Origin of the sequence: Marinobacter sp. THAF197a (genome assembly GCF_009363275.1) — a bacterium.
GTDB lineage: Bacteria > Pseudomonadota > Gammaproteobacteria > Pseudomonadales > Oleiphilaceae > Marinobacter.
Genome location: NZ_CP045324.1, coordinates 3,441,221 through 3,461,671 on the forward strand (window position 1 = coordinate 3,441,221; position 20,451 = coordinate 3,461,671).

The 20,451-nt window shown below is 57.4% G+C and carries 14 protein-coding genes; 7 read left to right on the plus strand and 7 right to left on the minus strand.

Translation table 11 applies throughout. The features are described from left to right. Nucleotides 1-32: 32 nt before the first annotated feature. Nucleotides 33-1,484 (minus strand): exonuclease domain-containing protein, encoded by a 1,452-nt coding sequence (locus FIV08_RS16020; protein WP_152439057.1) that lies wholly within the window; start codon nucleotides 1,482-1,484, stop codon nucleotides 33-35. 162 nt (nucleotides 1,485-1,646) lie between these two features. On the opposite strand from FIV08_RS16020, the gene FIV08_RS16025 reads away from it, so the two are divergent. Then, a complete protein-coding gene (locus tag FIV08_RS16025) occupies nucleotides 1,647-2,792 on the plus strand; it encodes a porin (protein WP_172972289.1) in 1,146 nt (381 codons plus the stop codon). A 524-nt stretch (nucleotides 2,793-3,316) separates the two neighbouring features. Here the strand turns inward: FIV08_RS16025 and FIV08_RS16030 are convergent. From FIV08_RS16030 to aceE, 3 genes are all read right to left on the minus strand, one after another. Continuing rightward, on the minus strand, nucleotides 3,317-4,498 hold the full coding sequence (locus FIV08_RS16030; protein WP_152439058.1) for an acyl-CoA dehydrogenase: 1,182 nt from the start codon (nucleotides 4,496-4,498) through the stop codon (nucleotides 3,317-3,319). An 85-nt stretch (nucleotides 4,499-4,583) separates the two neighbouring features. Continuing rightward, entirely contained in the window at nucleotides 4,584-6,233 is a 1,650-nt protein-coding gene (aceF, locus tag FIV08_RS16035; protein WP_152439059.1) for a dihydrolipoyllysine-residue acetyltransferase, read from the minus strand. A gap of 10 nt (nucleotides 6,234-6,243) precedes the next feature. Next, nucleotides 6,244-8,907, minus strand: coding sequence for a pyruvate dehydrogenase (acetyl-transferring), homodimeric type (aceE, locus tag FIV08_RS16040; RefSeq protein WP_061330614.1), 2,664 nt, complete (start codon nucleotides 8,905-8,907; stop codon nucleotides 6,244-6,246). Between the two features lie 660 nt (nucleotides 8,908-9,567). Between aceE and FIV08_RS16045 the strand changes: the two genes are divergently transcribed. Further along, nucleotides 9,568-10,941 carry a KamA family radical SAM protein gene (locus FIV08_RS16045; RefSeq protein WP_152439060.1) on the plus strand — a complete coding sequence of 458 codons (1,374 nt, stop codon included), beginning with the start codon at nucleotides 9,568-9,570 and terminating at the stop codon, nucleotides 10,939-10,941. Nucleotides 10,942-11,175: 234 nt separating this feature from the next. Further along, nucleotides 11,176-13,128, plus strand: a complete 1,953-nt coding sequence (locus tag FIV08_RS16050) for a hypothetical protein (protein ID WP_152439061.1) — start codon at nucleotides 11,176-11,178, stop codon at nucleotides 13,126-13,128. Nucleotides 13,129-13,164: 36 nt separating this feature from the next. Here the strand turns inward: FIV08_RS16050 and FIV08_RS16055 are convergent, their stop codons facing one another. Next, nucleotides 13,165-13,485: a hypothetical protein gene (locus FIV08_RS16055; protein ID WP_152439062.1), complete on the minus strand. Its 321-nt coding sequence runs from the start codon at nucleotides 13,483-13,485 to the stop codon at nucleotides 13,165-13,167. A gap of 80 nt (nucleotides 13,486-13,565) precedes the next feature. Between FIV08_RS16055 and modA the strand changes: the two genes are divergently transcribed. Genes modA through modC form a run of 3 tightly spaced genes read left to right on the plus strand, consistent with a single transcriptional unit; the run spans nucleotide 13,566 to nucleotide 16,129 of the window. Further along, complete coding sequence (gene modA, locus FIV08_RS16060) at nucleotides 13,566-14,330, plus strand: molybdate ABC transporter substrate-binding protein (protein ID WP_228715440.1); 765 nt, start codon at nucleotides 13,566-13,568, stop codon at nucleotides 14,328-14,330. Between the two features lie 42 nt (nucleotides 14,331-14,372). After that, the gene (gene modB / locus FIV08_RS16065; RefSeq protein WP_152439063.1) at nucleotides 14,373-15,059 is read left to right on the plus strand and encodes a molybdate ABC transporter permease subunit; all 687 of its coding nucleotides are present in this window, start codon (nucleotides 14,373-14,375) and stop codon (nucleotides 15,057-15,059) included. Beyond that, entirely contained in the window at nucleotides 15,056-16,129 is a 1,074-nt protein-coding gene (gene modC / locus FIV08_RS16070; protein ID WP_152439064.1) for a molybdenum ABC transporter ATP-binding protein, read from the plus strand. Before modB ends, modC begins: the two co-directional genes overlap by 4 nt. A 28-nt stretch (nucleotides 16,130-16,157) precedes the next feature. Here the strand turns inward: modC and trxA are convergent, their stop codons facing one another. After that, the gene (trxA, locus tag FIV08_RS16075; RefSeq protein ID WP_152439065.1) at nucleotides 16,158-17,021 is read right to left on the minus strand and encodes a thioredoxin; all 864 of its coding nucleotides are present in this window, start codon (nucleotides 17,019-17,021) and stop codon (nucleotides 16,158-16,160) included. A gap of 137 nt (nucleotides 17,022-17,158) precedes the next feature. On the opposite strand from trxA, the gene lon reads away from it, so the two are divergent. Further along, nucleotides 17,159-19,609 (plus strand): endopeptidase La, encoded by a 2,451-nt coding sequence (gene lon / locus FIV08_RS16080; protein WP_152439066.1) that lies wholly within the window; start codon nucleotides 17,159-17,161, stop codon nucleotides 19,607-19,609. Between the two features lie 194 nt (nucleotides 19,610-19,803). Here lon and FIV08_RS16085 read toward each other — a convergent pair whose 3' ends face one another. Beyond that, a complete protein-coding gene (locus FIV08_RS16085) occupies nucleotides 19,804-20,298 on the minus strand; it encodes a MarR family winged helix-turn-helix transcriptional regulator (protein ID WP_152439067.1) in 495 nt (164 codons plus the stop codon). Nucleotides 20,299-20,451: the final 153 nt, after the last annotated feature.

The following is a 20,451-nucleotide window of genomic DNA, read 5'->3' on the forward strand; positions in this document are numbered from 1 at the left end:
GTGACAGGGTGAATGCCCCCATAATACGCCACTCACGGCATAAGAACAGCCGGTTGCGTCAAAGGTGGTAGTTCGATGATTCGATACGGCTTTTTGTCACGGCCCAGCAGGGCTTTGACCAGCAGTTTGTAGGAGTCGAGATCAAAGGTAACGGGGTCAGCCCCCGGTTCAAAGTCGTTCAGTTCCGCCTCGCTGTTCAGGGTGGCGATGTGCACCCAGTTGTAGACAACCAGAATATCGGTGCGGTCGGTGTCGCGGTTATCTTCCACCAGGGCAACAGGCCCGGGCCAGGGCCAGGTTTTCAGGCGCAGGTTGTGGAAGGCGATCTGCATTCTCAGGTTGTAGCGGGCGGGGTCTTCCGCGCCTTCGCAGGCGCCTTTGCATCGGCCCAGGCTACGCTGGAAGCATGGGCCGGCACCGGCAGGCTCCAACCCAAGCAGTTTGCCGCACAGGTCGTTCTTGCCGGCAATGCCGCGGATGGCGCCCAGCGCATCGCGTTTGCTGCGGAACAATCCGAAGTAATCGCTGAGCTGGTCCGGCACCACTTTTCGCGCCAGTCCGGCCTGCAAATAGCCTTCTTTATTGGTTGTCAGTGCGATGCTGACCAGGTTCTTAGCAGCACGGGAGCGGCGGTTATAGAGCGGGTTCAGGCTTTTGATCTGTTTCAGTTCCAGCAACAGAGCGCCCAGCTCACCGGCGGTTTCCGTAAACTCCACCCGGCGCAGGCTTTCGGACATGCGCAATCCCCGGGGAGACTGATGATCTCCGGCGAAATGTGAGGCCACCCGCTGGGCAATGTTGGTGCTTTTGCCCACGTACAGCAGCGCGTCGTTGTCACCATAAAACCGGTAAACACCCGGCCCCTGCGGCAACTCCGCGAAGATCTCCGGCGGCACGTTAGAAGGCGTGCTCTGGCGTTGCAGTAGTCGCTGGATGGCCTGGTTCACTGTGTCGGTGTCATGTTCAACCAGAGCATGCTCGAAGAACGCCAGCATGGCGGAAACATCGCCCATGGCCCGATGACGCTCCACCTGCGGCAGGTTGTGGCGGTTGATCAGGGCATCCATATTGTGGCGGCTGTGTTCCGGATAGAGCGCCCGGGACAGCCTGACCGTGCACAACACCCGGGCGCTGAATGCTCGCCCCAGTTTGCGGAATTCAGACTTAATGAAGCCGTAATCGAAGCGGGCGTTGTGAGCCACAAAAATCACGCCGGCCAACTGTTCTTCCAGCTCATCGGCAATCTCTGAGAATAGCGGAGCGTCCGCCACCAGCTCGTTGCTGATACCGGTCAGGCGCTCGATAAAGCCGGAGATCCGCGTTTCCGGGTTCAGCAGGGTCTGCCATTCCCCCACCACGTCACCGGCCCGCCAAAACCGGATACCGATCTCGGTAATCCTGTCTCGCTGCGGATTGCCACCGGTGGTTTCGATATCAAGGAAAGCAAATGTTTCGTTACTGAGAAGCGCAGGTTTCTTTGTCATCTGAGGTATTACGACCATTTGGCAGGGCCGGATGCCAGCATTGCCGCACCATCGAGCTATAGACATTCGTCTAAATAACCACCAATTATGTTTGAATTGTCACAGATTCGTAACTACCTTGTTTTTGGGTCCAGCAACAATAAACGTGTGGAGACAACAACGATGCAAAGCAATAAGTTAAGAATGGCAATCCGTGCAACGGCGGCAGTGGCTGTGTTTGGCGTAGCTGGCCAGGCAAGTGCTGTTAGTTTCAGTGCGGGTGATTACGACGTAAGCGTTTACGGTTACGCTCGTATGAATGCCAGCTACGACGTGGATAGCGATCAGGCACTGAGCACTCGCTCAGGCTCATTCGAAGACCTTGCCGGCAACGATAACGCACCTGACGGCCATTTCGGCGCGGATGCGGTTCAAAGCCGCCTCGGTTTCAAGACAGTATCACCGGAAGGTGTAAGCGTTACCGTTGAGGGCGACTTCCGCCCGGGTAACCTGCGCCTGCGCCACGCGTTTGGTGAATACAATGGCGTGTTGATGGGCCAGACCTGGTCTAACTTCAACAGCTTCGTCGGCAATACCTCAACTCTGGATTTTGACTCTCTGCCCGGTTTGGCAGGCCTGCAATTCCGCGTGGCCCAGGCTCGCTATACCACTGGTCCGCTGTCGTTCTCACTGGAGCAGCCGCAGAACAGCTTGATTGACCCTGCAGGTGACGACGCCGCCGATGATAAAAAAGACGGCATGCCGGCCATTACTGCACGCTTTGAGGAATCTCAGGGTGGTCTGTCCTACAGTGCTGCAGTGCTTGCCCATCAGGTCGGCTATGACACTGGTGCCATCGATGACGACGCATTTGGCTTCGCCACCTTCGTTGCCGCCAAGATGGCTCTGACCGACATGATCACCCTGCAAGGTACGCTGACCTATACCGACGGTGCCAACAGCTACCTGTACCGTTCTGGCGAAAACTTCGGTGCCGCCAGTGCCTACGTTGATGGCAGCGGCAGCGTTGAAACCCTCTCCGGCTACGGCGGCTCCATCGGTGCCGGCATCAACCTCGGCGGCGGCCGCAGTATCAACATTGGCTACGGCTATGTTGAGGTTGACTGGGACGATGCGGTGAGTGATCTCGGTGCAGCAGCAGTTGCTGATCAAAGCGAAAGCAACCAGGCCATTATGGCCAACTACCAGTGGACACCGGTCAAAAACGTCATGATGGGCGTTGAGTACCAGTTCCTGAAGCGTGAAAACGTGGACGGTACCGACGGTGATGCCAGCCGCATCCTGTTCGCTGCGCAGTACAACTTCTAACCCTTCCTGTTAGAAGTTAACTCAGAATTACCCCGGCTTCGGCCGGGGTTTTTCGTTTCAGGTTGGTGCAGTTTGCACCGCCATGAATCACTGCGCTCACTTGCCCCGAATTGCGCTTCACACCAACCCTGAAAACTCAACAAGTTAGCCGTTTCCGCACCTTTGGCACGACTGATGCAAAGTTCTGATTGCAAAGCCGGCCTCCGCAACGCTGCCCGGCCTCTACTGTCGCAACCCCATGAGGTGACACCATGAAAATAGCCCAAGACCAGTCTGTTCTGTTCGAGCTTACCCAGCCTTCTGAAGCCATTGCCATGCAGGATCTGCACGACTATTTCGATTGGATGTTCTTTGCTAATTGATCAAACCAGCAGCAGGCCAGCGGCCAAGGCCCTGACCTGCTGCTGAGGAACTCTATTAGCCAGTTTGCCGGGTTCATGGGAGCCTCATGTCATTGTTCTCAATGTTCATGGGGCTGATAGTGGATGGCTGGCATCGGTTCGGCATTGGCCGAGGCGACAGGCTCAGAAGAAAGCCTGAATCCCTGTCTGAGCCCGGCCAAGAATCAACGCGTGGACATCGTGGGTGCCTTCGTAGGTGTTCACCACCTCCAGGTTCACCAGGTGGCGGGCCACACCGAATTCGTCACTTATGCCATTGCCACCGAGCATGTCGCGGGCCAGGCGAGCTACCTCGAGTGCCTTGCCGCAGGAGTTGCGCTTCATGATGGAGGTTATCTCCACCGCCGCCGTGCCTTCATCTTTCATCCGGCCCAGGCGCAGGCTGCCCTGCAGGGCCAGGGTGATGTCCGTTTGCATGTCGGCCAGCTTTTTCTGGATCAGCTGGTTGGCGGCCAGCGGCCGGCCGAATTGTTGGCGGTCCAGCACATACCGGCGAGCGGTGTGCCAGCAGTCTTCTGCAGCACCTAGGGCACCCCAGGAAATGCCGTAGCGGGCGGAGTCCAGGCAGGTGAACGGGCCTTTCAGGCCGCGCACATCGGGGAAGGCATTTTCTTCCGGCACGAAGACGTTATCCATCACGATTTCACCGGTGATCGACGCCCGCAGGCCCACCTTGCCGTGAATGACCGGGGCGCTCAGGCCCTGCCAGCCCTTCTCCAGCACAAAGCCCCGAATCTTGTCGTCATCGTCCTTGGCCCAGACCACAAACACATCCGCAATGGGGCTGTTGGTGATCCACATCTTGCTGCCGGTCAGGCGATAGCCGCCGTCCACTTTGCGGGCACGGGTAATCATGGCACCGGGGTCTGAACCATAGTCCGGCTCGGTCAGGCCGAAGCAGCCAATCCATTCACCGGAGGCCAGCCTGGGCAGGTATTTCTGGCGGGTTTCTTCGTTACCAAATTCGTAGATGGGCACCATCACCAGTGAGGACTGCACACTCATCATGGAGCGATAACCAGAATCCACACGCTCGATCTCACGGGCGATCAAACCATAACTCACATAATTGAGACCACTGCCGCCGTATTGCTCCGGCAGGGTGGCGCCCAGCAGGCCGTTCTCGCCCATTTCGCGAAAGATAGCAGGATCGGTGTGTTCGTTACGGAAAGCCTCCACCACACGGGGGCGGAGTTTCTTGTCAGCGAACTGCCGGGCGCTGTCGCGCACCATGCGTTCGTCTTCGGAGAGCTGCTGGTCGAGCAGCAGGGGGTCTTCCCAGTTGAAGCTTGGTTTGTTGGCCATGACGGTTTCCCTGAACCAGAAAACCATCATCCTGCCAGTTTCTGCCGCCCCCGTCATCGCTAACGGAGGCGGCAGCAGGCATGCATTACAACAGCAGGGTACGAATATCCCCCAACAGCTGCGTCAGCAGGTTGGTAAACCGGGCTGCGTCCGCCCCGTTCACCGCCCGGTGGTCGTAAGACAACGACAGCGGCAACATCAGCCGTGGCTGGAATGCCTTGCCGTCCCACACGGGCTTCATGGATGCCTTGGAGACACCCAGGATGGCCACTTCCGGTGTGTTCACGATGGGCGTGAACGCGGTGCCGCCAATGCCACCCAGGCTGGTGATGGTAAAACAGGCGCCCTGCATTTCTGCCGGCTTCAGCTGCTTGTCCCTCGCCTTCTGGGCCAGTTCGGCGCTCTCGGCGGCCAGTTCCCACAGGCCTTTCTGATCAACGTCCCGGATCACCGGCACCATCAGGCCATGGGGTGTGTCCACCGCAATACCGATGTGGATGTACTTCTTGCGCACCACCTCTTTGCGCTCCATGTCCAGGGACACGTTGAACTGAGGCAGTTCCGCCAACGCGGCGGCGCAGGCCTTGAGCAGGAACGGCAGCGGGGTCATTTTCACGCCACGCTTTTCGCCGGCCGCTTTCTGGGCCTTGCGGAAGTCTTCCATCTCGGTGATGTCGGCATCGTCGAACTGGGTGACGTGGGGCACGTTCAACCAGCTGCGCTGCATGTTGGTGGCGGTAGCCGCCATCATGCGGGACATGCCTTCGCGCTCCACTTCACCAAACTGGCTGAAGTCCGGCAGCTTCACACCGGGAATGCCGGAACCTGTCGCCACACCCGTGCCCTGCTGGGCCTGTTGCAGCTGGCTCTTCACATAGGCGTGCACGTCGTCTTTCAGGATGCGGCTTTTCGGGCCGGAACCTTTCACCCGCGTGAGGTCGGCACCCAGTTCCCGGGCCAGCTTGCGCACGGCTGGGCCGGCATGCACCTTGGTGCCCGGCGCCGGTGGCTCGTAGGTGGAACCCTGGGGCTGGGGCGCGGCTTCCTGTTTGTCGGCTTTTGCTTCGGGCTTGCTGCCCTGGCTGTCAGCCTTGGCGCTTTCACCGGAATCTGACGTTTCTTCCTCGTCGCCACCCTCCTCTTCGATGGTCATTTCCAGCAGGTCAACGCCTTCAGAAAGTTTGTCGCCTTCCTTCACCAGAATCTTGCCGATCTTGCCGGCATAGGGCGACGGAATTTCCATGGTGGCCTTGTCGGACTCCACGGTGACCAGCGGATCATCCTCGCCAACGGTGTCGCCTTCCGCCACGTTGATTTCAATCACCGGCACGTCGTCAAAGCCATCCAGCGACGGAACCTTCACCACTTCGGTGCGGGAGCCGCCGGATTTTTTCCTGGGCGCCGGTTTGCTGTCTTCGGATTTGGCCTCGGTTTTACTTTCTGCTTTCGGCTCGGGCTCGTCGGCTTTGTCGCTGCCGTCGTCGTCAGAGCCGCCGGCACCACCTTCCATCATGCCGATCACATCGCCTTCCTTGACCTTGTCACCCACCTTCACGGTGATTTTGGTGATCTTGCCGGCGGCGGGCGCCGGCAGTTCCACGGAGGCTTTGTCGGATTCTACGGTGAGAATCGGATCTTCTTCTTCAACGGAGTCCCCTGCACTGACGATGATTTCGATGACCTCGACTTCATCAGCACCGCCGAGATCGGGAACCTTGATTTCCTGTTCACTCATGGCGGTCTCCTTAGCTCAGCACCGGGTTCGTTTTGTTGCGATCGATTCCGTACTTGCGCATGGCTTCGAGAACCTGTTCAAGCTTGATCTCACCATCTTTGGCCAGGGCAGACAGGGCGGTGACGGTGATGTAGTAGCGGTCCACCTCAAAGAAGCTACGCAGCTTCTCGCGGGTGTCGCTGCGGCCGAAACCGTCTGTGCCCAAAGTCATAAAGGTTTTCGGGATAAAGGCCCGCAACTGCTCGGAGTGCAGCTTGATGTAATCGGTGGCAGACACCACCGGCCCCTGGGCCTTCTCCAGGCACTGGGTAACATAGGCCTGGCGCGGCTTGTCGTCCGGGTGCAGGTGGTTCCAGCGCTCTACGTGCTGACCGTCACGGGCCAGTTCGTTAAAGCTGGTCACGCTCCACACATCGGAGGCGACGCCCCAGTCGTCCTTCAGCATCTGGGCGGCTTCGCGCACCTCGTTCATGATCGCGCCGGCACCCAGTAGCTGAACCCTCGGGCTCTTCTTACGGCCCTTGGTTTCCACCGATTCATACTTGTACATGCCCTTGATGATGCCGTCTTCGCAGTCTTTCGGCATGGCAGGCTGTTCGTAGTTTTCGTTTTCGATGGTCAGGTAGTAGAAGACATTTTTGTTGTCTTCGAACATTTCTTTCATACCGTGGCGAATCACCACGGCCATTTCGTAACCGTAGGCCGGGTCGTAGGCCTTGCAGTTCGGAATGGTGTTGGCCAGTACGTGGCTGTGGCCATCCTGGTGCTGCAGGCCTTCACCGTTCAGGGTGGTACGGCCGGCGGTACCGCCAATCAGGAAGCCGCGGGCCTGCATGTCGCCGGAGGCCCAGGCCAGGTCGCCCACACGCTGGAAGCCGAACATGGAATAGAACACATAGAACGGAATCAGCGGGTAGCTGTTGGTGCTGTAGGACGTGGCAGCGGCCATCCAGGTAGCCATGGCACCGGCTTCGTTGATGCCCTCCTGCATGATCTGGCCTTTCTTGTCTTCCCGGTAGTACATGATCTGGTCACGATCCTGGGGCACGTACTTCTGGCCTTCGGAGGTGTAGATACCGAGTTGACGGAACATGCCTTCCATACCAAAGGTACGGGCTTCGTCCGGCACAATGGGCACCACGCGTTTGCCGATGCGCTTGTCTTTCACCAGTGCGCTCAGAATCCGCACAAACGCCATTGTGGTGGAGATGGCTCGGCCGTCTGAGCCTTCCAGCACCTGCTTGAAGATATCCAGTTCCGGAATCTGCAGCGGCTGGCAGTCCTTGTTGCGCTTCGGATAGAAGCCACCGAGATCCTGCCGGCGCTTTTTCATGTACACCAGTTCCGGGCTGTCTGGCGCCGGGCGGTAGTAAGGCACCTCTTCCAGTTCGTCGTCTTTCAGGGGCACGCCGAAACGGTCCCGGAATTCCTTCAGGGTGTCTATATCCAGCTTCTTCAGGGAGTGCGCGGTGTTCTGGGCTTCGCCCGCCGCGCCAAAACCGTAGCCCTTAATGGTATGAGCCAGAATGACCGTCGGCTTGCCGTTGGCCTGGTTCACCGCCTTGTGGTAAGCGGCATAGACTTTGTAGGGATCATGGCCGCCACGGTTGAGTTTGCTGATTTCTTCATCAGACATGTCCTCAACCAGCTTCGCCAGCTCCGGGTAACGACCGAAGAATTCCTTTCGGGTGTAAGCCGGGCCCTTGAAGCTGAAGTTCTGCAGGTCGCCGTCGCAGATTTCATCCATGGCACGCTGCATGGCGCCGTTCTCGTCTTTGGCGTAGAGCGGGTCCCAATGGCGACCCCATACGACTTTGATCACGTTCCAGCCAGCACCACGGAACACGCCTTCGAGTTCCTGGATGATCTTGCCGTTACCACGCACCGGGCCGTCCAGGCGCTGCAGGTTACAGTTAACCACGAAGATCAGGTTATCCAGGTTCTCGCGGCCGGCCTTGGAAATGGAGCCAAGGGTTTCCGGCTCGTCGCACTCGCCGTCACCGATGAACGCCCACACCTTGCGGTTGTCCATATCGGTCAGCTCACGGCTGTGCAGGTACTTCATCACGTGGGCCTGGTAGATGGCCTGAATCGGCCCCAGACCCATGGAAACCGTGGGGAACTGCCAGTAATCCGGCATCAGCCAGGGGTGCGGGTAGGAGGACAGGCCTTCGCCGTCCACCTCTTCCCGGTACTTGTCGAGCTGTTCTTCGCTAAAGCGGCCTTCCAGGAAGGAGCGCGCATAGATACCCGGCGCCGCGTGGCCCTGGAAGTACACCAGGTCTGATTCCCGCTTGTCGTCGCCACCGTGGAAGAAATAGTTGAAGCCCACGTCATACAATGTGGCGGCAGAAGAGAAAGTGGAAATATGGCCGCCCAGGTCACCCGGGCGCTTGTTGGCCCGCACCACCATGGCCATGGCGTTCCAGCGGATCAGTGAGCGAATGCGCCGCTCCATGAACAGGTCGCCCGGCATCTGCGCCTGCTTGGCAACCGGAATGCTGTTGCGGAATGGCGTGGTGATGGAATACGGCAGCGCGGTGCCATCGCGGCTGGCGCGCTCAGACAGGCGCTCTAGAATGTATTTGGCCCGATCAACGCCTTCGTTCTCGATCAGAGATTCCAGCGCATCAAGCCATTCACTGGTTTCAATGGGATCATCATCCTGGTACATCAAACCCTCCCCTTGGACTCAAAAGGTGCCTCGTGGGCCACGATCAGCAGCCTGTCACGGTGCAAACTTGAAATGCTGCGATAACCTGCAGTTTTATTGTGGATACATCAGCTTGCGAGAAATGCTTAATAGCGCGTTTGACCTCTCTCAAGCATAGAACAGCTTTCACATTTTTCCTGCCGCGCGGGCCGGGCTGCGGGCGGAGCTTTTGGCCCCATTTTTTCCGACCCCGGCTGTGCTGGGTGCGCCGCACCACAAAACTTTCGTACTTTTACTACAAAATAAGCCAGAAAAACAAACAAACAGCCGTTTGAAATGTCGTTGCAACCAATTTATTTAGATTAGTTACGCAATAATGTCCGGTTTCGATAATTTTCACAACCAGGCATCAGACCAATGTCTGAGCGCATTGGTACTTACGAATTGCATCGCCCTGCTAAACACCTCAACACTGAAAAAATCTCCGATTTTTGGGCTATTTCACCTTAAATTAGCGACATTCGGCGAACTTAGACGATGAACTCAACCCACAAACACTGAATTATTAATTAGACCTGAAAATGAATTTCGATTTATGTATACTTGCCTGCCCGTTTTTTAACCAGTGAAGGAGGTCACTACCCCTCCTTTTATCTTTGGCACCTAATCAGAGGGCGATCTATGAACTCCATCGTCACCTTTCCGAACCGCATCCCGGTTCAGGAATTCGAGGAACGCCGGTTCAAGGTTTTTACCGACCGCCAGCTCGATAAAATTGAGGCGATCCAGAATCTCCCCGAAGAGACCCTGTTCGAAATGAAAGTGGTGGCCAGCGTGCTGCCATTCCGGGTCAACGAATATGTGATCAACGAACTGATCAACTGGGACAAGGTACCGAACGACCCCATCTATCAGCTCGTATTCCCTCAAAAGGGTATGCTCAAGGACGAACATTACGAACGAATGGCGGCACTGCATCGCGAGGGTGCCGACAAGAAGGAAATTCAGGCCGTGGCCAAGGAAATCCGGGACGAACTGAACCCGCACCCGGCGGGCCAGATGGAAATGAACATGCCGGAACTGGACGGCGAGGTGCTGGACGGCGTGCAGCACAAGTACCGCGAAACCGTGCTGTTCTTCCCGTCCCAGGGCCAGACCTGCCACAGCTACTGCACCTTCTGTTTCCGCTGGGCGCAGTTTGTCGGTGACAAGGACCTGAAGATGGCCAGCACCGACGCCGAGAAACTGCACGGCTATCTGCAGGAGCACACCGAAGTGACCGACCTGCTGGTCACCGGTGGCGACCCCATGGTCATGAAGACCAAGAACCTGGTGCAGTACCTGGAACCGCTGCTGCAGCCCGAGTTTGACCACATCCAGACCATCCGCATTGGCACCAAGGCCCTCACCTTCTGGCCGTACCGTTTCGTGACCGACAAGGATGCCGACGAGCTGATCGAACTGTTCGCCAAACTGGTTGATGGCGGCAAGCACGTGGCCATCATGGCCCACTACAACCACTGGCAGGAAATCACCACCGACATCGCGGAAGAAGCCATCCGCCGCATCCGCGCCACCGGTGCCGAGATCCGCGCCCAAGGCCCGCTGATCAAACACGTGAATGACAACGCCGATGACTGGGCCAAGCTTTGGAAGAAAGAAGTGAAGCTGGGCATCATCCCCTACTACATGTTTGTAGAGCGGGACACCGGCGCCAAGAACTACTTCGAAGTGCCCCTGGCTGAGGCCTACCACATCTACCGCGAAGCCATGAAAAAGGTCAGCGGCCTGGCCCGCACCGCCCGCGGCCCAAGCATGAGCGCCGGCCCCGGCAAGGTGGAAGTTCAGGGCATTACAGAAATCAAAGGCGAAAAGGTGTTCGTACTGCGCTTCCTGCAGGGCCGCAACCCGGACTGGGTACAGCGCCCGTTCTTTGCCAAGTACAGCGAGACAGCTACCTGGCTGCATGAGCTGGAGCCCGCCTTCGGGGAAGAGAAGTTCTTCTTTGAGGATGAGTTTGAGGCGATGAAGCAGGGGAAAGCATATAGTCGTTAGCTGGAACTGCCTTCAAAAGCCGGATGTGCCAGTCATCCGGCTTTTTTTGTTCTGCCATAGGAACAATAAAATCAAATACCTCTTCTGCCTATTGACTTGTCAAAAATCAAACAATCCGAAAGACTATATTTTACAGTTATTTACATTTTTTAAATTGCTGATATATCAGTAACAGCCTAACTTTTCCTGTAGCCCATTTAGACGTATTTGGGCTGCAGGATACGTTGTTCAGGGATGATTCAGGCTGCTCGTCATCACCCCTGCCCGATGTTCCTGTTTCCTGGCGCCAAACCTTGGCGCCGCACTCAAAGACTAATGACAACGGAAACAGTGATGTTTGAAAAAAACAAACTTTTGCTCGCTATTCTTGCAACTTCTCTCACCGCTGGATTAACAGCATGCGGCGGTGGATCCTCCGGCTCTTCAACCTCTGGCAGTGATCAAGATGGACAGCAGCAGGACACTGAGACTGCTGTCTCAGCAGGCTCCGAGACAGGCAGGTTCGTTGATAGTGCTGTAAGCGGCATTGAGTATGAAACCAGCAAGGGCTATAAAAGCCTGACCAGCGAAAACGGCGAGTTCCGCTATGACGATGGTGATACGGTAACCTTCCGCCTGGGCACTCTGAATTTCGGAACTGTTAATGCTGGCGGGCTGATCACTCCAATTGAGCTGTCAGGCAACAATCCTGACCGAGCAGCAAACATTGCCCGCGTTCTGCAAACTCTTGACGACGATGGCATTCCGGGTAACGGCATCACCATCACATCAGCTACTCGTGAAAAAGCCGCTAACCAGAACCCAACAGACGTGGCCACGGTTGATCTGGAGGAAGCAAAAGACGTTATTCTCTCACTCGCCAGCGAGAACACCGTTGCACCCACAGAACTCGTTACCCGCGAGAAGGCTGAAAGCCACCTGAATGAGACTTTGGCGGCAGAAAAGCCTGTAACCAGCTGCGGAGAAAGCACTACCCCAGTCACTAAAGGCCATCTCCAAGACAACACTTTTGGCTACATCAGACTCGAAGAGGACGATAAAGAAGTCAACCTGTTGAGTTTCGGTCCGAGCGATAGCTTGATCGAATTCCACAATGACATGGGCGATATCGAGAAGAAAACAGGGACTACCTGGAGTGTAAACAACGGTGAGGTGACATTCAGCGACTCAGAAGGAACAGAAACCTTCACGGCTTGCGCCGTTGGCCCAACCGATGCTCCCTACTACATGATCTTCAACAGCGACGACGGTGCCGTCACGCTCTACGCAACCAAGCCCTACGAAGCAACCAGCGCCTCCCAGTCTTACCTGTTGACTTCAATCGACAGCGTCCTGAACGAAACTCAGCACAACATTGTAACCATCGATTCTGAGCTAAATGCAGAGTTTCTGTCCGATGTTGGCTTTGAAAACGCCAGCATTGCGGATAACGGCGCATTGGAAGTTTCCGATAGCTCGGACAACAGCACCGATGCACTTTATCTGCTGGCCGCCCAAGGTAAGCAAATCGGTATCTACCTCGACTTCAACGCATCCGACACTTTGGTGGATGTAGGTATTGCTGCCGGAATCCCAGTAGCCAACCCTGTCTCAACGGCTTCCGTAGCTGGCAAAACCTTTATTGCGCGTAATGAAGCGGAGAATGAAACCATCATTCTCGTTCACAAGAGCGACGGTACGGCTTTTGACTACCACAATGATGACTACGACGGCAGCACCCAGAAAGCTGGCGTTTATATCAGCACCTGGGAGGTAAATGACGAAACCGGTGAACTGACCTACACAGAAACTAACGAGTTTGACGAAGAAGTCGCGGAAACCTTCCGCGTCTTTGAATCCAACACTCGAGTATATGGGCCTGATGACGAAGATGCTTCTATCGAGACACTGAGCAAAACAAAAGCGATCACTGAAGCAAGCTTCGTTGGTTCCTTCAACGTGAACGTGCCAACCGAGAATACGGTTGATAACGCTCTGGTCATCAACAGCGACAAGACCTGCTCCTACGATGGAACTGCTTGCTCTTGGGCAATTGATGCCAGTGGTAAAGCCGAGCTCTCCTTTGCCGGGGAGACCGTCGTGACCGAGATTTGGCAGTTGGCCACCAGCAACGATCAGTTCGCACTTCTTATGACCATGCCGGATGATGCTACCGACATTCAGGTAGGCTTCATGACCCGCAACTAAGCCAACAGGCTTCCAGGCCCGCTGCGGCGGGCCTGTTCATCTCCCCTTCTTCGGCACAAACCCCGCCGGCTTATCCCGAATCCATTCCACAAACGCCCTCACCTCCTCCAGTTCCAGCAGCCGTTCCCGCGTGTTGAAGTGCAACCCCAACTCACGCTCCGAACGCGCCCGATGAATCGCGTTATGGCATGGCCGGCACACCCACAAGGTGCGGGTGATCAGTTCCTCTTTGCTGAACAGTTTCTGAAACCGCTTTTTGCGGTGCAGGTGTTTGGGTATAAGGTGATGGCGGGTGAGCTTGAGCACGGCACGTTCGCAGAGTTCACAGTTGTCAGGCTGGGGCGGGAGTTTTAGCATGTTACTCGGTTCGCTGCGGTAAAACGGTTACGCTGCCTTGCGCTGCTCTAAACCAGAATACGTTGTTTGGGGGATTCGGGATGTATCTATGGTTCAAGCCGTGGCGAATGCTGGCCCTGCTGGCCGCTTTCCTGTCTACGGCCAGTCTCCAGGCGGGCGAACTGGTGCGCATCGCGGCGGCTTCGGATTTGCGCTATGCCCTGGACGACATCATTGAGCTGTATCGCGAGGCCAACCCGGCCGCCAATGTGCAGGTGGTGTATGGTTCCTCCGGCAAAATGACTACGCAGATCATTAACGGTGCGCCCTACGACATTTTCTTTTCGGCCGACATTGCGTTTCCCAGGCGGCTAGAGCAGGAGGGGCTGACGGCTACCCCGCCAGCGGTCTACGCCATTGGCCGCATTGTGCTCTGGAGCAACACCCTGGACGCCGGCAGCCTGACCCTCAACGATCTGACTTCGGATGCCATTACCCGCATCGCCATCGCCCAGCCGGCCCATGCACCTTACGGGCTGCGTGCCAGGGAAGCCATGCAGGCGGTCGGCGTATGGGAGGCCGTGCAACCCAAGCTGGTGTTTGGTGAGAACATTGCCCACGCGGCGCAGATGGCCGCATCTGGTGCCGCTCAGGTGGGTGTGATTGCACTGTCTCTGGCGAAGTTTCCGGAACTGGCCACCCACAGCCATTACCTGATCGACGACAACCTGCACAACCCGCTGACCCAGGGCTATGTGGTTACCCGGCGTGGCGGCGACAAGCCAGAGGCCATGCACTTTGCCGATTTCATGGCCACAGAGCAGGCACACTCTATAATGGAGCAATACGGATTTGTGATGCCCTGACCGGCGCACGGCCAACCGGCATCTTCACCTGAAAGGACCCCAATGTTTCAACTCGGCCCCGCAGAGTGGCAGGCCATTGAAGTCACCTTCAAGCTCTGCCTGTATACCACCATCATTCTGTTATTGCTGGCCACACCTTTGTCCTGGTGGCTGGCGCAAGGGCGCACCCAGTTCCGTACCGTAGTGCAGGCCATTGTGGCGCTGCCATTGGTGCTGCCGCCCACCGTGCTGGGGTTCTATCTGCTGATCACTCTTGGGCCCCGGGGCGTGGTCGGCCAAACCCTCCAAGACATGGGTTTTCAGCACCTGGCGTTTTCCTTTGAGGGGATTCTGATCGCCTCGGTTATCTATTCCATGCCCTTTGCCGTGCAGCCGCTGACGGAGGCCTTTCGCAACCTGGGCCGGCGCCCGGTCGAGGTGGCCAGCAGCCTGGGCGCCGGCGCCTGGGACCGGTTCCGAACGGTGATCTTCCCCCTCAGCCGGGGCGGTTTTGTGGTGGCAGCTACACTGACCTTCGCTCACACCCTGGGAGAGTTCGGCGTTATTTTGATGCTCGGCGGCAGCATTCCGGGTGAAACCAAGGTGCTGTCGGTTTTGATCTACGATCACGCCGAAGCCATGAATTACGACGCCGCCCATAGCCTGTCACTGATGCTGCTGATCTTCGCCTTTGTCACCCTGTTTGTGGTGTACAGCATTAACCGCCGGTTCGAGGTCGCCAAGCTATGACCCTGTACCTGCAGGCACACCTTCGCCACGGCAAGGACTTCGAACTCAAGGTTAACCATGAGCTACCGCTGGAGGGTGTCACCGCGCTGTTTGGCCGCTCCGGTTGTGGCAAAACCACCCTGCTGCGCATTATCGCCGGCCTGGAACGGCCACGGGGTGCGGTGGTGCGCTTTGGCGGGCAGCACTGGCAACGGGGCCGGCAGTTTCTGCCCCTGCACAAGCGCAGGATTGGCCTGGTGTTTCAGGAACACAGCCTGCTCCCTCACCTGTCCGCTCGGGAAAACCTGCTTTACGGATACCAACGAACACCGCCGGAGCAACGTCGGCTTCACCCGGATGAAGTAACCGCCATGCTGGGAATTGAGCACCTGCTGGACCGGCGGATTGATCAACTCTCCGGGGGCCAGCGCCAGCGGTTTTCCCTTGGCCGTGCGTTGTTGATCAGCCCTCAGTTGCTGCTACTGGACGAACCCATGGCGGCGCTGGATACCCAGACCAAACGGGAAATCATGCCGTTTCTGGCGCGCATGGCGGCGGAATCCGGGGTGCCGATTATCATGGTCAGCCATTCCCCGGATGAGGTCACCCGGCTGGCAGACCGGGTGGTGTTCATGCAGAACGGCCAGATTCAGAACGTGGAAACCTTGCGGGAGGCCCTGGCCCGGCCAGACTCACCGTTGTTCGATGATGCGGGTGCGGCTTCAGTTCTGGAAGGTACTTTGGGCGAAGCGGGAGAAGATAACGCCCGGCCTTTTGGTCCGCCGGAGGCTCGCCTGTGGTTAACGAGTTCTACGCCGGCAGCCGGGATGAACAGAACCCGGATCAGTATTCTTGCCCGGGATGTCAGTTTGTCTCTGGTAGACCCTCAACACATCAGCATCCAGAACCACCTGCCGGTGACCATTGAGCGCATAGACCCGCCCAGGGACAACCGTTGCGTGGTGGCCTGCCGAACGGCGGACGGTCAGCTGCTGTTGGCGGAAATCACCGCCCGGGCGGTCCAGCAACTGGGACTGGCAACGGGCAAGCAGGTGTACGCGCTGATCAAATCGGTGGCGTTGCTGGCCTGACATTGACAACCAGGCCAGCCACCCGTTGTCAGTGCATCAGGGTGTAGAGTTTGCGGCGGTATGTTCGTACATCCGGATTGTTGTTACCCAGCTTCTCGAACAGTTCCACCAGCGTGGCCTTGGCGATACCGTCTTTGTAGGTGCTGTCTGACTGCATCAGGCGAATCAGCAGATCCATGGCTTCGGCGTTTTTGTCCTGCAAAACCCTATGCAGGGACAACTGGTGCAGGGCTTCCGGGTCTTTCGGATTGGCTTCCAGCTTGGCTTCCAGTTCCGACTGCGCCGGCAGTTCACCGGACTGCTTCAGAAACTTCACCCTGGCTGCCAGCTGCTTGGCCTTATGCTGCATTTTCTCTTCCGGCGGAAGACTGTTGAGCACCTGCTCGGCGGTGTCCAGATCGCCCTGCTCGGCTTTCAGCTGGGCCAGGTCAATCAGCACATCCAGGTTTTCCGGGTCTTTCTGGTTCATCTCCGTAAGGATGGCCAGGGCACCATCCACATCACCGGCTTCCCACAGGGTGTGAGCTTTCTCGTAGGGGTCTTCAGACGGCGCCTCGATGTGCTTTTCCAGCACCTTGCGGATCTCGCTTTCCGGCAGGGCACCGTTAAAACCATCCACCGCCTGGCCGTTTTTCACCAGAATCACCGTGGGCAGGCTGCGCACACCCAGGGAAGCCGTCAGTTCCTGCTGCTCGTCGGCATTCACCTTGGCCAGCTGGAAATTCCCCTGATACTCCTCCGCCAGCTTCTGCAGAATCGGCATCAGCTGTTTGCAAGGCGCACACCACTCGGCCCATACGTCCACCAGGATTGGGGTGGTGGCGGAGGCTTCCATTACTTTCTGCTGAAAGTTGTCGGCGGTGGCGTCGAAGATATACGGAGAATTGCTCATATGTCGGGAACCTGAACCAGAATGAATGAAATTGTCTGAAGATATGGAGCCAACGGCGGAAAAATCAAGCCAGCTTGAAAACCCAGCTTTTGTCGCTACATAGGTCTTTAACCACTCAGCCTTGAGAGCAACACGGTATGAATGACGAGAACCGCAAAGACTCCCTGGAAGAATTTGAAGAAGATGTGACCGAGTACATCGGCAAAGACGAGAACAGCAAAAGCCTGGTCTTGCCTCAACAGGCCAGGCCGCGGCGTATGTATGTGTTGCCGGTGTCGAACCGGCCGTTCTTTCCGGCCCAGGTGCAGCCCGTGGTGGTGAACCAGGACCCCTGGCAGGAAACCCTGAAGCGGGTGGGCGAAACCGACCACAAGGTTCTGGGCATCTGCTTTGTGGAAGATCCGGAATCCGACACCGGTATTCCCGCCAGCGATGAGCTGGAAACTATGGGGTGTGCGGTGAAGGTTCACCACGCCCAGAGCGAAGGTGGCAAGGTTCAGTTTATTGCCCAGGGTATGCAGCGGTTCAGGATTGTTCAGTGGCTCCGCCGTCGCCCGCCTTATCTGGTGGAAGTGGAATACCCGGAGGAGCCGGAAGAACCGGCGGATGAGCTCAAGGCCTACACTCTGGCCATCATTGCTGCCATCAAGGAATTGCTGCGCACCAACCCTCTGTATGGTGAGGAAGTGAAGCAGTACCTGTCCCGCTTTGGCCCGGAAGACAGCTCGCCCCTGGCGGATTTCGGCGCCTCCATGACCAGCGCCCCGGGCCGGGAATTGCAGGATGTGCTGGATACCGTCCCCCTGCTCCGGCGCATGGAGAAAGTCCTGCTGCTCATGCGAAAAGAGCTGGAGGTGGCCCGCCTGCAATCCGAGATCAACGAGGAAGTGAACGAGAAGGTGCAGAAGCACCAGCGGGAATTCTTCCTGCGGGAGCAGCTGAAAGTCATCCAGCGGGAGCTGGGCATCGCCAAGGACGATAAGACCGCGGACGTGGAGCGTTTTGAAGAGCGCATGGCCAGGCTGAATCCACCGGAGGCGGTGCAAGAGCGGTTCAAGGATGAAATCCAGAAACTGCAGGTACTGGAACAGGGCTCCCCGGAATACGGCGTTACCCGCAATTATCTGGACTGGATTACCCAGGTGCCCTGGGGTGTGCATTCCGAAGACCATTTCGACCTGGCCGAAGCCCGCCGCATTCTGGACCGGGACCATGACGGCCTGAACGATGTGAAAGATCGCATCATTGAGTTCCTGGCCGAAGGCACCTTCAAGGGCGAAGTAAGTGGTTCCATACTGCTGCTGGTCGGCCCGCCGGGGGTTGGCAAAACCTCCATCGGCCGTTCGGTAGCGGATGCCCTGGGCCGTGAGTTCTACCGGTTCAGCGTGGGCGGTATGCGCGATGAAGCCGAAATCAAGGGTCACCGCCGCACCTACATTGGCGCCATGCCCGGCAAGTTCGTTCAGGCCCTGAAAGACAGCAAGGTGGCCAACCCGGTCATCATGCTGGATGAGATCGACAAGATCGGCAGCTCTTATCAAGGCGACCCGGCCTCTGCCCTGCTGGAAACGCTGGACCCGGAACAGAACCGGGAATTCCTGGACCACTACCTGGACGTGCGCATGGACCTGTCCAAGGTGCTGTTCGTGTGCACTGCCAACCAGTTGGACACCATTCCCCGGCCTCTGCTGGACCGGATGGATGTGATTCGCCTGTCTGGCTACATCGGCGAAGAAAAACTGGCCATCGCCAAGCACCACCTGGTGCCGCGGCTACTGAAACGGGCCGGTCTGCTGAAGAAACAGCTCAACATTACCGATGCCGCGCTCCGGCAGGTGATCGAAGGCTATGCCCGGGAAGCCGGCGTGCGGAACCTGGAAAAGCTGCTGCACAAGATCATTCGCAAAGGCATCGTGAAGCTACTGGAGAACCCGGACAAGCCGGTAAAAGTGGGCGTTGCCGACCTGCCGGACTACCTGGGCCAGCCCGCCTTCCGCAAAGAGAAATCCATGAAGGGCACTGGCGTGGTCACAGGCCTGGCCTGGACTGCCATGGGTGGCGCTACCCTGAGCATCGAAGCCTCCCGCATTCACACCAGCCAACGGGGCTTCAAGCTCACCGGGCAACTGGGGGATGTGATGAAGGAATCGGCAGAGATTGCTTACAGCTTTGTGTCTTCCAACCTGAAGCGTTTCAAGGGAGACCCGACCTTCTTCGATAAATCCTTCGTGCACCTGCACGTACCGGAAGGCGCCACCCCGAAAGACGGCCCGAGCGCCGGCGTCACCATGGCCACCGCCCTGCTCTCCATCGCCCGCAAAGAAGCCCCGCAGCAGAACATCGCCATGACCGGAGAGCTGACACTAACCGGGCAGGTGTTGCCGGTGGGTGGCATTCGGGAGAAGGTGATTGCTGCGCGCAGGCAGAAGATCAACAACCTGATACTGCCGGAAGCAAACCGCGGGGATTATGAAGAGTTGCCGGAGTACTTGAAGGACGGGATATCGGTGAATTTTGCCAAGCACTACAACGATGTGTTTCAGGTGTGTTTTGGGAATAAGCCCAAGCAGGGGTCTAGTGTGCATTAGTAATAGGGTCTGTCCCAGGGGTCTGTCCCCAAAGGGGACTGACCCACTTTTGCCCGTCCATGCCCCCAAACTAGAACCCATTGGTTCCAAGGTGGGTCAGTCCCCGAACGGGGACAGACCCCTAGCCAAACTCGAGCCCATGGGTCCAAAATGGGTCAGTCCCCATTCGGGGACAGACCCCTGAGACAGACCCCTTAGGCCTTCTCCTTCCACCCATCATCCTTCAACACCGATCCAACGGTCAGCACCGGTGAGGCATCAATATCGTCGGCATCCATCATGTTCGCCACCCGCTGTAATGAGGCCAGGATCATGGTCTGCTCCCATTCGGCCAGGCTCTGGAACTTGGCAATAAAGTCTTCCTGCAGCGGGTTGGGGGCGCGGGCGAGTATCTCGGCGCCTTGTTCGGTCAGGTGCGCGTGTACTTTGCGTTTGTCCTGGGTGCTGCGCACCCGGTACACCAGTTTGCGCAGCTCCAGGCGGTCCAGGATGGTGGTTACGGTGGCCTGACTAAGACTGACATTTTCGGCGATGGTGCCAATCGTCACCTCTCCGAGGTCCCGGATAGTGCGCATGATCAACAGCTGTGGCCCTGTCAGCCCGGCGTGCTTGCTCAACCGCTTGGAATGAAGATCGGTCGCCCGGATAACCCGCCGAAGCGCCACCAACACCTGCTCGTAATTGTTCACACCACTGCTCCAGAATCAACGCATTGTTTATACCTCTAATAATTAGAGGTCTTTGCACTGGTAATTGCAAGTGGGCATTATCACCTAGCTTGCGTCCTATATTGCTCAGCATGCCGCGCACCAGGTATGCGGCATTTTTTCTGGTGGCCATTA